22 protein-coding genes are annotated in these 14,860 nt (G+C 41.8%); 4 read left to right on the forward strand and 18 right to left on the reverse strand.

Annotated elements, in window-relative coordinates; genetic code table 11:
- Nucleotides 1–70 precede the first annotated feature (70 nt).
- The gene (locus BAA9072_RS10085) at nucleotides 71–1,612 is read left to right on the forward strand and encodes an FAD-dependent oxidoreductase (protein WP_201714548.1); all 1,542 of its coding nucleotides are present in this window, start codon (nucleotides 71–73) and stop codon (nucleotides 1,610–1,612) included.
- A gap of 158 nt (nucleotides 1,613–1,770) precedes the next feature.
- A complete protein-coding gene (locus tag BAA9072_RS24490; RefSeq protein WP_257141073.1) occupies nucleotides 1,771–1,905 on the forward strand; it encodes a hypothetical protein in 135 nt (44 codons plus the stop codon).
- A gap of 266 nt (nucleotides 1,906–2,171) precedes the next feature.
- Here the strand turns inward: BAA9072_RS24490 and msrA are convergent, their stop codons facing one another.
- The 3 genes from msrA to BAA9072_RS10100 all read right to left on the reverse strand — a co-directional run bounded on the left by msrA (nucleotide 2,172) and on the right by BAA9072_RS10100 (nucleotide 4,346).
- Nucleotides 2,172–3,110 carry a peptide-methionine (S)-S-oxide reductase MsrA gene (msrA, locus tag BAA9072_RS10090; protein WP_201714549.1) on the reverse strand — a complete coding sequence of 313 codons (939 nt, stop codon included), beginning with the start codon at nucleotides 3,108–3,110 and terminating at the stop codon, nucleotides 2,172–2,174.
- A 59-nt stretch (nucleotides 3,111–3,169) separates the two neighbouring features.
- A complete protein-coding gene (locus tag BAA9072_RS10095) occupies nucleotides 3,170–3,499 on the reverse strand; it encodes a CHY zinc finger protein (protein WP_201714550.1) in 330 nt (109 codons plus the stop codon).
- A 175-nt stretch (nucleotides 3,500–3,674) separates the two neighbouring features.
- Nucleotides 3,675–4,346: a haloacid dehalogenase type II gene (locus tag BAA9072_RS10100; protein ID WP_201714551.1), complete on the reverse strand. Its 672-nt coding sequence runs from the start codon at nucleotides 4,344–4,346 to the stop codon at nucleotides 3,675–3,677.
- A 232-nt stretch (nucleotides 4,347–4,578) separates the two neighbouring features.
- Between BAA9072_RS10100 and BAA9072_RS10105 the strand changes: the two genes are divergently transcribed.
- The gene (locus BAA9072_RS10105; protein ID WP_230980818.1) at nucleotides 4,579–6,048 is read left to right on the forward strand and encodes a phospholipase D family protein; all 1,470 of its coding nucleotides are present in this window, start codon (nucleotides 4,579–4,581) and stop codon (nucleotides 6,046–6,048) included.
- A gap of 71 nt (nucleotides 6,049–6,119) precedes the next feature.
- Nucleotides 6,120–6,377 (forward strand): GlsB/YeaQ/YmgE family stress response membrane protein, encoded by a 258-nt coding sequence (locus tag BAA9072_RS10110; RefSeq protein WP_201714552.1) that lies wholly within the window; start codon nucleotides 6,120–6,122, stop codon nucleotides 6,375–6,377.
- 592 nt (nucleotides 6,378–6,969) lie between these two features.
- Here the strand turns inward: BAA9072_RS10110 and gvpU are convergent.
- The 15 genes from gvpU to BAA9072_RS10185 all read right to left on the reverse strand — a co-directional run bounded on the left by gvpU (nucleotide 6,970) and on the right by BAA9072_RS10185 (nucleotide 14,853).
- Nucleotides 6,970–7,371 carry a gas vesicle accessory protein GvpU gene (gene gvpU / locus BAA9072_RS10115; protein WP_201714553.1) on the reverse strand — a complete coding sequence of 134 codons (402 nt, stop codon included), beginning with the start codon at nucleotides 7,369–7,371 and terminating at the stop codon, nucleotides 6,970–6,972.
- A 19-nt stretch (nucleotides 7,372–7,390) separates the two neighbouring features.
- On the reverse strand, nucleotides 7,391–8,209 hold the full coding sequence (gvpT, locus tag BAA9072_RS10120; RefSeq protein WP_201714554.1) for a YtxH domain-containing protein: 819 nt from the start codon (nucleotides 8,207–8,209) through the stop codon (nucleotides 7,391–7,393).
- A 15-nt stretch (nucleotides 8,210–8,224) separates the two neighbouring features.
- Nucleotides 8,225–8,557, reverse strand: coding sequence for a gas vesicle protein (gene gvpJ / locus BAA9072_RS10125; protein WP_061810579.1), 333 nt, complete (start codon nucleotides 8,555–8,557; stop codon nucleotides 8,225–8,227).
- Nucleotides 8,558–8,579: 22 nt separating this feature from the next.
- The gene (locus tag BAA9072_RS10130) at nucleotides 8,580–8,864 is read right to left on the reverse strand and encodes a gas vesicle protein K (RefSeq protein ID WP_201714555.1); all 285 of its coding nucleotides are present in this window, start codon (nucleotides 8,862–8,864) and stop codon (nucleotides 8,580–8,582) included.
- On the reverse strand, nucleotides 8,830–9,105 hold the full coding sequence (locus tag BAA9072_RS10135; RefSeq protein ID WP_034764922.1) for a gas vesicle protein: 276 nt from the start codon (nucleotides 9,103–9,105) through the stop codon (nucleotides 8,830–8,832). Before BAA9072_RS10135 ends, BAA9072_RS10130 begins: the two co-directional genes overlap by 35 nt.
- A 23-nt stretch (nucleotides 9,106–9,128) precedes the next feature.
- Nucleotides 9,129–9,935, reverse strand: a complete 807-nt coding sequence (locus BAA9072_RS10140; RefSeq protein ID WP_201714556.1) for a GvpL/GvpF family gas vesicle protein — start codon at nucleotides 9,933–9,935, stop codon at nucleotides 9,129–9,131.
- 10 nt (nucleotides 9,936–9,945) lie between these two features.
- Entirely contained in the window at nucleotides 9,946–10,200 is a 255-nt protein-coding gene (locus BAA9072_RS10145) for a gas vesicle protein GvpG (RefSeq protein ID WP_044340210.1), read from the reverse strand.
- Complete coding sequence (locus BAA9072_RS10150; protein WP_201714557.1) at nucleotides 10,200–10,964, reverse strand: GvpL/GvpF family gas vesicle protein; 765 nt, start codon at nucleotides 10,962–10,964, stop codon at nucleotides 10,200–10,202. Before BAA9072_RS10150 ends, BAA9072_RS10145 begins: the two co-directional genes overlap by 1 nt.
- A gap of 14 nt (nucleotides 10,965–10,978) precedes the next feature.
- Nucleotides 10,979–11,902, reverse strand: a complete 924-nt coding sequence (gene gvpN, locus BAA9072_RS10155) for a gas vesicle protein GvpN (RefSeq protein ID WP_201714558.1) — start codon at nucleotides 11,900–11,902, stop codon at nucleotides 10,979–10,981.
- A 28-nt stretch (nucleotides 11,903–11,930) separates the two neighbouring features.
- The gene (gene gvpO, locus BAA9072_RS10160; RefSeq protein ID WP_201714559.1) at nucleotides 11,931–12,197 is read right to left on the reverse strand and encodes a gas vesicle protein GvpO; all 267 of its coding nucleotides are present in this window, start codon (nucleotides 12,195–12,197) and stop codon (nucleotides 11,931–11,933) included.
- 90 nt (nucleotides 12,198–12,287) lie between these two features.
- Nucleotides 12,288–12,548, reverse strand: a complete 261-nt coding sequence (gene gvpJ / locus BAA9072_RS10165) for a gas vesicle protein GvpJ (protein WP_201714560.1) — start codon at nucleotides 12,546–12,548, stop codon at nucleotides 12,288–12,290.
- 22 nt (nucleotides 12,549–12,570) lie between these two features.
- The gene (gene gvpQ / locus BAA9072_RS10170) at nucleotides 12,571–13,044 is read right to left on the reverse strand and encodes a gas vesicle protein GvpQ (RefSeq protein ID WP_201714561.1); all 474 of its coding nucleotides are present in this window, start codon (nucleotides 13,042–13,044) and stop codon (nucleotides 12,571–12,573) included.
- 28 nt (nucleotides 13,045–13,072) lie between these two features.
- Nucleotides 13,073–13,558: a GvpT/GvpP family gas vesicle accessory protein gene (gene gvpT / locus BAA9072_RS10175; RefSeq protein WP_201714562.1), complete on the reverse strand. Its 486-nt coding sequence runs from the start codon at nucleotides 13,556–13,558 to the stop codon at nucleotides 13,073–13,075.
- Nucleotides 13,559–13,608: 50 nt separating this feature from the next.
- Nucleotides 13,609–13,869: a gas vesicle structural protein GvpA gene (gene gvpA, locus BAA9072_RS10180; RefSeq protein ID WP_201714563.1), complete on the reverse strand. Its 261-nt coding sequence runs from the start codon at nucleotides 13,867–13,869 to the stop codon at nucleotides 13,609–13,611.
- A 390-nt stretch (nucleotides 13,870–14,259) separates the two neighbouring features.
- Nucleotides 14,260–14,853: an uL1 family ribosomal protein gene (locus BAA9072_RS10185; protein ID WP_201714564.1), complete on the reverse strand. Its 594-nt coding sequence runs from the start codon at nucleotides 14,851–14,853 to the stop codon at nucleotides 14,260–14,262.
- Between the last annotated feature and the right edge of the window lie 7 nt (nucleotides 14,854–14,860).

A 14,860-nucleotide genomic window follows, 5' to 3' on the forward strand; every position in this document is an offset into this window, starting at 1 on the left:
ATTTCCCGACTTATTTTTTCTTCATTTCGGGAGAGAATGGTAAGGAATAGAAAGCTAAAGGAGCGTTCAAATGGATACACACCAACACAATGCTTTTTCCAACACACCGGAACCCTATTGGAGGGAAACGACTAAACTTCCCCTATTTAAAAAGCTAGATCAAAATATAAAGGTAGACGTGACCGTGGTCGGAGGCGGGATTGCAGGGATCACCACCGCCTACCTTTTGGCAAAAGGCGGTAAAAAGGTGGCTCTCATTGAGGCTGACCACTTATTGAACGGAACAACGGGGCATACAACCGCTAAAATTACCGCTCAACATGGGTTAATTTATGATGAGCTTATCCAGCATTTCGGAGAAGAGTTCGCAAAAAAATATTACCTATCACACATTAAGGCTCTTGAGTTTATCAAGGACACCATTTCCAACGAAAACATCGAGTGTCATTTTTCAGAGGAAGATTCGTATGTTTACTCGACTACGGAACAATATGCAGAGAAAGTCCAGAAAGAATATGAGGCATATCAGAAGTTGGAAATCACAGGAGAGCTTATCGAGACTATCCCCCTCGATCTGACTATCAAAAATGCCGTCGTAATGAAAAACCAAGCTCAATTTCACCCATTAAAATATCTTAAAACCCTGATTGATTCTTTTACAGACCTTGGCGGTCAAATCTTTGAAGGAACCACCGCCAAAACCATCAATGAAGGGGATAGCACACAAGTTGTAACAGATGACGGATATCATTTGGATAGCGAGTATGTCGTCATCTGCTCCCATTTTCCTTTTTATGATGGAATGGGATTTTACTTCACGAAAATGTATGCAGAGCGTTCGTACATACTTGGGGTGAAAGCGAAAAAGGACTATCCAGGCGGAATGTATTTAAGTGCAGAAGAACCTACTCGCTCTCTTCGTTTTGAAGAGGATGAAAATGGAGAGAACCTCATTCTGATAGGTGGGGATAACCATAAAACAGGACAAGGAAAGGATACATTAGATCATTATAAAGCACTCCAAGCTTTTGGTGAAGAAGTGCTTGGAATAGAAGAAGTCCGATACAGATGGTCTGCCCAGGACCTGATCACAATGGATAAAGTGCCCTATATCGGTAAGTTGACAGAAAAGCACCCCTCCATCTTTGTAGCTACCGGGTTTAAAAAATGGGGAATGACATCAGGGACTCTTGCCGGACAGATTCTTTCTGATCAGATTTTAGGGAACCATCACATTTATGCTGATATATACACTCCTTCTCGGTTTGTTGCCGACCCAAGCATCAAACATTTTTTCAAGGAGAATCTAAATGTAGCCGGACATCTAATTAAAGGGAAACTTCAAATTCCATCTAAAAAACCTCAGGAGCTGCAAAAAGGGGAAGGGGATATCGTAAACTTGAATGGACGCCGATGCGGGGGGTTCCGGGATGAATCAGGAAAACTGCACATCGTCGATACAACCTGTACCCACCTTGGCTGTGAAACCGAATGGAATCATGGAGACCACACCTGGGACTGCCCTTGTCACGGCTCACGCTTCTCCATAGAAGGGGACGTCATCGAAGGCCCTGCCAAGAAACCCCTCACCAGGTTCGAAGTAAACGATTGAGGGACGGACCTCTTCATTTCGAAGTTTTTGTCGATTATAGCCTGGGAAATAAACTGAAATACCAAGATATTTGACATATTTTGTCGCATGGTACAGAAGAATATTTCCTGTGTTACTCCTTACACTATAAGGGATTGACTATTTAGGAGGGATTCTTAATGGGACGTACAAAAAAAGGGAACCGAAATGCTCAAAGTAATACGAATGCTAAAAAAGGAAATCGCACCAGTTCTGAATTAGTCGAGTTTACAACCGGACAGGCAAATACCAAGAAAAACCGACCACAAGATTAGAAACTGTCAGAAGGATTAAAGAATTACCGGAAACAGAGGGACAGCATTGCTTTCGGTTATTCTTTTTTTATAAGGTTTGTTACACCGATGCCCGATTCTGGGCAAGACTTCGCTTTCTTTGGGCGAAAGTCTTTGTCTTGCACTCCAATCAGCAGCCGGAATCAGCTATATACACTAAGTATGCTTCATTAAAAATAATAAAAATCCGGACGATTCGAATGATCGTCCGGATTTTTATTTGACTAATACATTATGTCTCAGCCTCTCTATTTACCGGGAAACAACAATAAAAAATCGCCATACCCTTCTTCTTCAAGCTTTTCCTTAGGGATAAAGCGTAAAGAGGCAGAATTAATACAATAGCGAAGACCTTTAGGGCCCGGTCCATCTGTGAAAACATGGCCAAGATGGGAATCAGCTTCCCTGCTTCTGACTTCCAGCCTCGTTGAACGAAGTGATAGATCGTATTGTTCGTATACGCTTGCATCCATCACCGGCTTTGTAAAGCTTGGCCAGCCACAGCCACTGTCATACTGATCTTTCGAAGTGAATAAAGGCTCACCTGAAATGATATCAACATACAATCCGTCTCTTGTGTTGTCCCAATATTCGTTTTCATAAGGTGACTCTGTCCCATTTTCCTGTGTCACGAAATATTGCATGTCCGTCAACTGTCCTTTCAAATACGATCGGTCCTTAGGCCAATACTTCTTCAAAAAGTCTGCTCTGCTGCGCTTGTAAAGTGCATACCGGAATGCGTTTTTCTTATGAAAATCCTGATGGTATTCTTCTGCAAGATAAAATTCCCCAGCAGGTAATATTTCTGTCACTATGGGGTCTTGAAATCGTCCACTCTTTTCCAATTCTATCTTAGAGGTTTCCGCCAGCCTTTTTTGAGTATCATTGTGATAAAAAATTGCTGTCCGATATGAGTTCCCGCGATCTTTAAACTGCCCTTCAGAATCCGTGGGGTCAATTTGTTTCCAGTAAAGATCCAGGAGGTCCTCATACGGAAACAAGGAAGGATCAAAGGTAACCTGCACGGCTTCAACATGTCCGGTTCCGCCTGCAGTAACATCTTTATAGGTTGGATCGGCCAATTGCCCTCCAGTATAGCCAGAGACGACCCCTTCAATTCCATCTTGATTCTCAAAGGGTTCTACCATACACCAGAAACAACCACCTGCAAACGTCGCTTTCTCCATTTCAGCACCCCTTTCGTTTCACGTGAAACATTTCTTCATCCCAGCCTTCCCTGCAAAACTCACCCTTGAAAATACAAATGATAATGGTTCTGACACCCGGGGTTAAAGGAAGACTGACAATGAGGACAGACTGATTGACAATTCATATATTGTAAAATGGTTAACTCGTTCTTACATTCTCCGCAAAGTACCGCTTTCATATTCCACTCATCCGGTGACCAGAGAATGGGCTTATGATCTGCCATTTCTTCATGACACGTATGACAAGGATAATAGGTATCACAACACTTGAATTTAATGGCAATTATATCCTTTGACGTTCTATAATGCTTACACTTAGTTTTAGAATCCACTTCTACGCCAGACACCGGAATCAACTTTTCAGTCATGATGTTCCTCCCTAATCAGTATGTAGTAGTCTTCGCTATTCATGCTTCATCGCTCTACCAAGTTCTGAAACATCGTTTAGTCCATTGGTCTACCTGTACTATACAATGAATAGGAAGAGTATGGGAAGGACTGATCTAACCTTCCGTCATTCACACCATAAGAAGTCCCTTTCCCTTAGCTCTTATGCTCCACTATTCCGTTTAGATCCTTATAGACAAAATGTGGTTTCACCCCCAGCTCGTCCATCACCCTATCCTGACGATTGATCCATGCCGTATTGAAACCAAAGTTACTAGCTCCTGCAATATCCCAAGGGTTGGAGGACATAAACAAGACTTCTTCCCGTTTGACCCCAAGCTTTTGAAGAACGAGCTGATAAGACATCGGGGTCGGTTTATACTGTTTCACCTCATCCACTGTCAACACTTCATCCAGTAAATGCCCAAACGAGGACTGCTCCACTAGTGGTATTAGCATATCCAGGGAGCCGTTTGAGAATATCGCTGTTTGATAAGATTTCAATTCTCCGAGTACACCCTCTACTTCTTCATAATGAGCCAATTCCAGATAGGAATCCAATAATTTCTTCTCCTTTTCATCAGAAAGATCCACTCCAATTTGTACACACGCGTAATAAAGGGCATCCTTCGTAATGGAGTAAAAGGTCTTATACGTTCCCATCAGCTGACGGAGGAAGCTGTATTCCAATTGCTTCTGACGCCACAATTGACTGATCTCTTCCCCTTTTTCCGGAAAAAGTTCATTACATTTATCAATGACCGAATGAACATCGAATAACGTTCCATACGCATCGAATACAAAAGCCTTTATATCAAGATTTGACATTCATATCCCCCTCACAGATTCTCCTTATATAATAGACCAATTCCCAACATGTAAACGTTCAGTATACCCATTTTGACCCTTTCTCCCCTGCGCACCTGTTTATATCCCAAACTTGTCATTGAAAAGAATTACCCGCGTGTTTTTTTGATAGGAACTTTCTCATGCCCATGTGGATTCTCCCCCTGCTATTAAGGGTATAGTAAGAAAAAAACTGTAGAACAGGGGAATTCATTTGAAGACAAAGAAAAAGTGGTATAAGAAGAAAAGCTGGTGGATGGGGGGAGCCATCGTACTGATCCTGGCAACAGTGATGGTTTACAACCGCATTAAGCCCTTACCACCGGGTATTTCTTACGCCGGAGAAACTTATACCATACCGGAGGAGGACGTAGAGTTCTTATACGACCTGACCTATCAGAAGGATGGGAAAGAGCATTATGACCATTCGATCTTCGATGAAGTCTACCAAACCATTGAAGAGGCAGATGATTTTCTTATTTTGGACTTATTCTTAGTAAACGGCTATACAAAGGGTGAGCGTGATTATCCAAAAATCAGTGAGACATTATTTAATAAGATACAGGAACAAATGAAAAAGAAGCCTGACCTGAAAGTGGTCTTTATCAGTGATGTCGTCAACACAACTTACGGTTCACATAAAGCCAAACAAATCGAACCGTTGGAAAAGGCGGGTGCAGAGGTCATATTCACCGATTTAAATCGACTCAGGGACCCTAACTTAATTTATTCCGGCATTTGGAGAACTACGTTAGGGTGGTTTGGACAAGGCGGGGAAGGCTGGCTCCCTAATCCGATGTCCCCGAGTGCACCCAAGGTCACAATGAGATCGTACTTAAAACTGTTAAATGTCAAAGCTAACCACCGGAAAATTGTCATTACGGAAGACGCAGGACTGATCCTTTCCGCCAACCCTCATGATGCAAGCGGATTCCACTCGAACATCGGATTCAAGGTAAAAGGAGAAATCCTTAAAGACATGGTAAAAGCAGAAAAGGCAGTCGCTGCTTTCTCTGGAGGTAATGAGGATTCATTTCCTTCCAATGCGGAGTTAGAACAGTCTATTAAAGAGCTTCCATCGAACAGTAACTCAGTCAAAGCACAAATTCTAACTGAAAAAAAAGTTCAAACCAGTGTGGTCCAAGCATTGAAAAATGCCAAAAAAGGAGACGAAGTCTGGATAGGGATGTTCTATTTGGCGGACAGGGATATTATCGATGCGATTGAAAGCGCTGCAGACCGTGAAGTCGAAGTACGGATGGTACTGGACCCGAACCAAAATGCCTTCGGTCAAGAAAAGATTGGACTACCTAACCTGCCAATCGCTTCCGAATTGCATAACCTGGGTAACGAACATATTACCATCCGTTGGTACAACACCAACAAAGAGCAATACCATTCCAAATTCATTTTAATAAAAGGAGCGAATGAAAGTACGGTCATAGGTGGTTCAAGTAACTACACTTCAAGGAACCTGGATGATTATAATTTGGAAGAAAACATTAAGATTGTCGCCCCTTCCGACAACAAAACCATCAAACATATCCATCAATATTTCCAACGCATTTGGAATAATGAAGATGGGACTTTCTCCCTTAAATATGAGAAGTACCAAGATAAGCTTCCGGCAATTAAGTATGTCATGTACATCCTGCAGAAAATTTTTCAAGTGACAACATATTAGGTTTTGACATTTAGAAAAAGGGGAATTTAACTTGTAACAGCATTAAAAAACATTAACTGGAGGTAAGAAAAATGGGTATTATCCTGTACTTAATTGTTGGAGGAATTATCGGTTGGTTAGCTGGTCTTATATTAGGTAAAAATGTTCCTGGTGGCATTATCGGAAACATCATCGCCGGAATCATCGGTGCCTGGATCGGAGGGGAACTTCTTGGAAGCTTCGGCCCGTCCCTTGCAGGAATCGCCATCATCCCGGCATTACTGGGAGCAATCATATTCGTATTCCTGCTGAGTTTACTTCTAAGAGGGATGAGAAGAACGAATCATTAAAAATACAAATGAACCCTCCTGGAGTGGAATCCAGGGGGGTTCATTTGTGCTTAAAGACGCAAAAAAAACAGCCAATGCAGGCTGCCCTCTTAGTACGTCATGGATTTCTTATGTCTTCTTTTATTACGATATTTCTTATAGATCGGGTAAATGATAGGTCCCCATTTGATCAGTCTTCCAATTAAACGTTTCATGAAGGTAACCTCCTTTGTATAGTACTCTATACCCGAATATCCGGAAAGGAAAACATATGCCAGAGTGAAGGTAAGACGAATGACGGGATGTTTCGCAAGCATATCAAGGAAGATTTAGCTTATCTCTATATTGAACCCAATTCAGCGGAATGAAAGTCGCGGATGCTTATAAGAGGCAAACTGCAGCTTCGTTGGTTCAGTATTTAACGGCTCCTGTATTCACTTTACTGCTATGGGTCAACTTTGTGTAACCAGGTTAATCACATCTCCCCCTATCCGATAAATAGGATGAGGATTTTGTCGAAAAAAGTCATTTCCTCCCCGGGAAATAATTATTTTTATTCTTACAAATCGAAAAAAGCAACTGAACTACAGCTCAGTTGCTTTTTAGACTTCAATTATTTACTACTCTTCGATTCTGCAATCTTCCCCAAGAAAAAACCGTCAACTTCACTTATTTTCCCACGCCACATGATTTTCCCTTTGGAAGGGGTTGGCTTGCTGTCGCCACAGTACACCTTGGTATTCTTCAAATGAATGAAATGGGCTTCAGCGCTCTGATTTTCATCTACTGACTCACCGGCCCTGGCCAGCTCCTCACTCAGCTTCTGGGCCACATCACTGCCGTCCTCAAAGGTTTCACTTAATGAGTCAAAGTATTCCTTGGCAGAAACAAGAGTACCCGTTATGACGGCTCCACAGACGTTTAATGTGATATCTAATGAAAAGTCATGCTTATTTGAGGCTTGTACAAAAAATTCTAAGATGCTGTCCTTTCCTGTACCGGATCCTGAACTCATTTTCATATCTCCTTTCGCATTAAGCTACAGTGTCGTCTTCAGTAGCAAGTGTCGTGTCTTCTTGATCTCCGTCTTTGTCATCCTCTTTTTTAGCTTTCTTATTTTTAGCAGCAGACTTACGGGTAGTACGCTTTTTACCCTTTGAAGAGCTTGACTTACTGTTTGATTTCTTCTTGCTTGAAGCCTCTTCGTCGCTATCTTCATCACCGTCCCCATCATCGCTTGTCTCATCTTCATCATCTTCTTCATCTTCGTCTTCGTCATCATCTTCTTCACCTGTCGCTGTTTCCTTGGATTTCTTTGAGGTTTGCTGTTTCGAAGAGGTTTCTTTCTCAACTTCGCCTTCCTCTTCATCACTATCTTCTTCACGGGCTGCCGCGATTTGATTCATTTTCTCTTCTAATTGCTGCAGGCGATCCTGAAGTTCATCATTTTCTTGTTTAAGAGCTTCATAATCTTTATTCGACTCTTCATCAGAGCTGTTCGTTTCTGTTGAATTTACAGCCGTTTCCGTGTCTTCAGAAGCTTCCTCATCTTTATCACCCTTAAACAGGTTTGCAGTTGATGATTTTAGTGAAACTGCAGCTTTTCTCGATTTTTCTTTTGCGGCTTTCCCAAAATCCAGGCTTTTGTTTTTGATTTTTTCTTGATCGATGCGATCCAATAGTTTCTTTCCATTTTCAGGTGTCGCTAAATACCCCACTGTTGCTCCGAGAAGACTTCCTGCCACGGTTCTCTTAATAGGGCCGCTTCTTCTTGTTTTGTTCTCATTTGTTGAATTCTTTTCCTGTCCTTGATTCTCAACTGTTGTGTTTTGGGTATTATTTTTTTCTGCCATCAGTAAAACCTCCATTTAGTTTGTGGTTTCCGCCGTGTTAAGACGGTTCGTATCCAGTTTCTTTTCAAGTGATTCCAGTCGTTCCTGTAATTTCTTATTTTCCTCTTCAAGTGCTTTCGTGTTGTTATCCGCGGCTTTGGAACTTAAATAAGGGTCATTTTCCCACCAGTCCATGCCTATTTCTTTTGCTTTATCTACGGAAGCAACAATTAAGCGGATCTTGATCGTAAGCAACTCGACATCGGCGATTCCCACCGTAATATCTCCTGCTACGACCACGCCCTTATCTAAGATCTTTTCTAATACATCCACTATTGTGTTGGATTGTACCGGATGCTCCATTCCCATCATGTAACCTCCCTAATCGGCATTACATTAAGCTCCCTAAGGGGCCAAGATCTATATTCAAGTCTTCTGCATCAAGACCGAATACCTCTTTTAACTCTTCCATTTTTTCCTCAAGGTTCATAAGGGCTATGCCCAGATTCTCCACTTGTTCATCCGTCAAAGTACCGCCTTCAACCCGCCGCATGGCATGCCTTTCGACGATTTGCCTTAGTAGTTCTACGACGGTCAATACAAGCTGCGCCAACCCTTGCTCTGCTTTTTCCGGGTCGAAATTAATTCGCCCATTTGTCCCGCTGGCCGGTTGCATGAATCAATCCCTCCCTTTCTTGATCAAATTGATCGGATGTTACCGTTTTACGTGTTCCCTGCTTATGTTGAACCAATGTTTCTACTGAGGAAATCAGCACTCGCAAATCCAGATACACGAGGTCGACCCCTGCAATGGATATAATCAAATCTCCCTTTATCGCCACACCTTTGTCGAGAATGACATCTAATATATCTATAAGGGCTATATCTTTATTCTCAATCGATTCTCTGACTGTCATATTTCTCATTCCTTCTTTTGTGATTAAGAAAAACTTGAAAAATGATAGGGTGGCCAAGGTCCGGATGCTTCGACTTTCCAACCGGCGTGTCCCAGTTCTTCTTCGTACTGCTTAATTTCTTCTACAAATTCATCTACTTTGGATGCAGGAAGGAGAAATACACTATTCCAAGCCATATGTTCCTGTCGGCCAGTTACATCCTTACTCCAATTTTTTTTGATGTTTCCATGCAGGGAATGTTCTTTCAACTTTTCATGAACCTCTTCACAAAGGCGGTTTTTCTCGTTTTCAAGTTCACGATCAATCAGCTGATCGATTTTTTTCTTTTCAAAGAATTGCCTGCCCTTTGGTAATTCGCTGATTTCTTTCCTTTTGGCTTCGATGGATGGATTGCTTTCACTTACTTGTTCTTTCAGCAGCTTATCGTCACAGTAGATCTTGACGTTCCACTCTTCGTTGCCATCCAACTGTTCAAAGGTCATTTTCAGTTTGTTTCGATTGCCTTCTATCGTGGACTTAAGGCTATCCTCGTTCTTGTACAATGTACAGAACTTCAGGGGAATGATGGTATAAAGCTTTGAAACCATCAATACTGTTTCGTGATGATGAAACGCCTTTTCCTGAAGCCAGTCCATGTCGTTCTCAACTCTGTCCTTTATGGTTTCTTCTGAGTATTCATTCCGTGGGAGATTACAGACAATTGCTGTCACCTCGCCGATTTCAATCGTATATAGTTCACCTTCTCCATCAAATCCGTTCATGGAGGGTAGGGGTTTTTCTTTTGCTTCTTTTGTCGGGATTAAGCCGTATAAATAAAGTAAATCGCTCATCTGATCACCCTTATTTCTTTTTCGTTAATTCTTCCCACTGTTCCATTTCCATCTGTTTCGCTATTTCATATCGTGTTAAGAGTTCGTCTTCTTTTTCCTGGAATGCTTCTTCAGGAATTTCACCCAGCTCATACATCATCTGAAGCTGAATCAATTTTTGTTGAATGGTAGGAAGGTCGTATAATTCTTTGTCTGCTTCTTCTTTAATCTTTTCGCCGACTTTTATGACTAAATTAATTGGTGCACTCACCAATTTATGAATCATCAGCCTTCCTCGACCTTTAATCGTATATTGACGAAATTGTAAGCCGGCCACGGGCCGCTGTAGTGAAATTCGACCTTATCCTTCCATGTTTCATGGGCTTCATTGACCTTTTGATCGAATTGTTCCTCTTGATCACGATCAATGAGAAATGAGGCATTAAGCAACATCTTCTCACTGGAAGGGTCATTCGACTTTGCTGATACAGCTGTTTCTTCAAGGGGCGCAAAGACTTCCTGCTTCACCTCATGTTGTAGGCCTGCAAATAGTTTCTGTGCCATACCGCCAAGCTGAATGCGATCATAATACGCTGCAGATTCCGATTTCCCTTTAACGGCTGATGCCATTTTCTCTACCTGAGGGTTGTCCTTGACCATCGCTTCCAGCCATTCCTTTTTACCAACCACCTTCAGGCCCAACTCGATTTTCCCTTTAATTGCCGGGAATAGAGTTTCGAATTGAGGATAAAGGTTTTCCAGTAAGGCTGCTACGTCGTCCCTTGATTTAAAGACATTCCCAAAGCTGATCGGGATGACCGTATCTTTTTGATCCATTACCCGTGATACGGTACCTTGGTGCATGAGTAAATTTTGCTTCTTGGGATGATAGATTTTCATTGGTACTTCTGCTGCTACCATGGCGGCATCCTTATATCGAATCGTGAACGTTTCGCGTTCCTCACCTTCCAATTCAATGGAACCAAATTGATCGTCTTCTTCTGTCTGAATGGCACAAAATATATAGATTCCCGTTTCTTCCTGACTCATTTTAAAACTCTCCTTTATTCCTCAGATACCTTCATTTGTTTGCATGCATCTATAATTAACTTTTCTGCTTTTTGTTGTGAGTCTTTGCCGTCGATACATCGACTGACACTGTGTGCTGCTATATCAATACATAGACGTTGAAAATCTGGATCCTTACCGTCTATGGGAATGTCAGATTCAATGGCAAGCCTTGCGATCATTATGGAAGCCCGCAAGCTTGGTCCGTTCATTTCATTGGTACATTGATCCCGTAATGTCGAGACAAGCATTGTAATCGCTTTGGCTTCACCCATAACGAGGTTTGCTTTTTCCGATACAATCATCGCCTCTTTTTCTGCACCCTTGTAATCTACGTTTATGGTTATCAATCGATCTAAGAGGGCATCCTGTGTCTGATAGACACCTGCATATTCCGCAGGATTACTCGTAAATATAATGGCAAATTCCGGATGTACTCTAATAAAAGGCTCTGTAAGCTTTGATCCGTATAAGGGAATGATTCCTTCTTCCAATATCGATAGAAAGATATTATTCGTGGTCGGCTGGGATCGAGTGAATTCATCGTATACTAGTGTATAGCCATTCTTGACGGCTTCCAGTAAACGTCCGTCCCTCCATGTCTCCGTGACGCTCTCATCCTTTTTATATACGGATCGTACATATTGATCCACGACCTTTTTACTTGTATAACCGGTGAAATCACCGATTAGGTCTTTATTATTCAGTTCGTGATTTCCGTGCATGAGCATCACCGGTCTTTTTCTCTTCTTTGCCAAAGCGATTGCAAGAGACGTTTTCCCGGCTCCGGAAGGACCTGTGAAGTGTACAGGGTATCCAGCTTTAAGGTATTGCAATGAGCGCGAAAGCAATTCTTTCGTTTCATCGTCTTGTATTAATGCCCTGCTATCCTTTTTGATCCGTTTCGTTAAGACCGTCACGTGCATTTCCCTCCTACTCGCTCATCCACTACATTTCCTGTCCGATGGCACTTCTGTAACGAATGTCCCGTCGTTTAAATGATATGACTTCCTTTTCTTTATTGAGAATTACATCATAGGTTCCCAGCATTTCGTCTTTCGCATATTTCTTCATATATTCCTTTTCTTCAATGACCTCGACCTGAAGCTTCCAACCCTCATCTTCTGTCAATTCCACTGATGTGATCTTATGGACTGGCGCTACATGTTCATTGAAAAAATCTGTCACACTATTCATAATCTCCTTGATTACCATAGTCGCCTCCTACTGTTTTGGAAGGGAGGACCTCTACGGATTCCCCCTTCAAAACACTTTCTCATTCCTTTCAGTTACTATCCATATTATTTAAATACTAAACTGGGAGTTTCTTTCATTTTGTTGAGTGGCAAGACCATTTTCCTCGACATCATCGCGAAGCAGCCCTACTGCTTCTGCATATCGTAACCATGTGTCTACGCTGGCAATGACTACCCTCGCCTCTACAGTCAATATTTCAATCCCTACGACAGATACCCGTGCAAAAGCATCTATGACAATTCCTTTATCCAATATTCGGTCGATGACCTCTGCTAAACTTGAACTGTTATTACTTTTCTGAATAGCCATCCTTTATTTCTCCTTTCGGCTCTTAAGAACTGATCGTCTTAATATCTTTAGATGATTTTATATTTTCTGAACTTTTTATGTCAGTGGAGCTTTTAATATTAAAGGAGCTCTTGATGTCACTTGCCCCTTTAAGACTGCTCACACCTTTTGTTTTGGTCTGATTTTGATCCGATGAGGAGATTTTCTTTTGAAATTCCTCTCCTGCTTCTTTTGCATTTCCTAATTTTTCGCGTACGGAAAGCAGGACGTCCTGTACTTTTTCCTTCGCCTCTTCCGCTTTGTTATGAACATTCGCAGCATTATTTTCCTTCGCATTCTCAAGTTTCTCGGATGCTTCCTTTACCTTTGATTGAATACCGTCTTCCACATTTTCTACAAATTTCTCTTTGGCCTTATCCTTAATAGTATCCTTCACTTTTTCCTTTACTGGTTCAGGAGCGTGATCCAGGGCTTTTTTTGCCATTTTGCCAACTGCTTTCTTTACCGGCTTCCCCATTAAATCTCTCCTTTTAGCAGGATGACTGTTATTTCTTTGATTCCACCAGGCTGTTCAACATCTCTTCGATTCGTTCCAATCGATCGTTCAGTTGTTTATTTTCTTCCTTGATTTCCTCTATTTCCCCTGACTTAGTGGTGGATTCTCCGCTTTGACCACTTTTAGGTTCATTTGCTTCCGCTCCCTCTTCCTTTTTCTTCTTAGGTGATAGCAATCCACCTTCGAGTTTGCTCATATATCCTGTAGCTGATTGCCTTAGAGTGATGATGGCCTGCTCTGTCAGGAATTCCTGTGCTGATCTTCGAAGTTCTTTACTGGCGGCTCTCATCACGTCTGATTTCCCCAGGCTGTCCACTACTTTTTTTCCTGTACCGGGATTGGACAATAACCCGATTCCTGCTCCAACCACTCCACCGATAATCGCATAATTCATCTGCCTGCTTTCACTTGTCTGCTCTTCTTTTGGCTCATTATTTGTCTCATCTACCTTTTGACCGCTTTTCACTTCTGCCATATTCATCCTCTTTTCTATTAAAATAGTAAAATTATATTTCATTTACTTGTTTAAATGCTGAATGCTGTCCCTCTTTCATTCTCCTGCTTGGCGAGCCCTTCTTCCTGAACCTCGTCTCTTAAGAGTCCAACTGCTTCTGCATATCGTAACCATGTATCCACACTGGCAATGACGACCCGTGCTTCTACTGTCAGAATCTCGATCCCTACCAAGGAAACTCTGGCAAATGCATCAATGACGATTCCCTTATCCAGGATTCTATCAATTACTTCTGCGAGACTTGAGCTATCATTACTTTTTTGAATACTCATCGAATCTCTCCTCTTTATTGGTATAGCCAAAATCCTAGTGCCATCTTTCTATTCTGTTTAATCGGTGTTTACCTCGATTTCTGCCTTGTCTAAACCACACGTTGGAAATGATTTGAAGTAAACTGCCATTTTTTATACATGTTTAAAATTCCTTGTAATGTCCTGTAACATTCTTTCCTTGGAGTAGTGTGGATTGGTGAGATTTAAGTGCAAAATATAATTCAAATAAGACAAATTGATTACATTTTCCAACTATACTAGGTGGTTGTATTCAAGATGGAAGTATGCTTGAGGGGAGAAGAGGACTACAACGTCCTAAATTGATCGATTTTTAAATCAAAAAGAACCTGAAGCTCTTAAGGCATTAGCCTATCGCTTCAGGTTCTTTATTTATTTATTCATTTGGGCGAGGAAATCACCTAAGAGGTCATCCATCGATTCTTCTTTAGGCTCTTCACCAGCGGATTCCTGGGGTTTCATGGCACTATCCCAATCGAAGTTGTCCAATTCTTCATCTGAAGAGTATGAACGCTCATCCACTACTTCTTCAGGTGAATCATCTATCACTTGATCAAGGGACCATTCCCGTGAAGTATCGTGACTTGCTGCCGATTCTTCCTGCAGATAGAGCGCTTCATCGATATCCAGTGAGTTACTGCTTAAGGAAGCGAGAAGGGAAGCAGTTCGAACCGGGTTTGAAAGCAGTTGATACACGATACTCCCGAGCAGTGCTTCTGAGTGTTCATGCTTTAACCAATCCCTTTGAGACTTGTCCAACCCTTTCGGAAGGGGGATGGTTATCGCTTCCCGCCGCTTGGAAATCGAATCATTTACCCCATTCAGGACAAGTTCTGCAATCTTACTGGAGAAATTTCGCTTCTCCGTTTCCTTAAGTTTTTGTAAATGTTTTAAAACATGATCAGGTGTATCTGAAGGGAGCCGAAACGTGATCGGCTGTCCCCTCGACATCCCTTTTTCTTTCATACCATCA

This window comes from Rossellomorea arthrocnemi, from assembly GCF_904424705.1.
GTDB classification, from domain to species: Bacteria; Bacillota; Bacilli; order Bacillales; family Bacillaceae_B; genus Rossellomorea; species Rossellomorea arthrocnemi.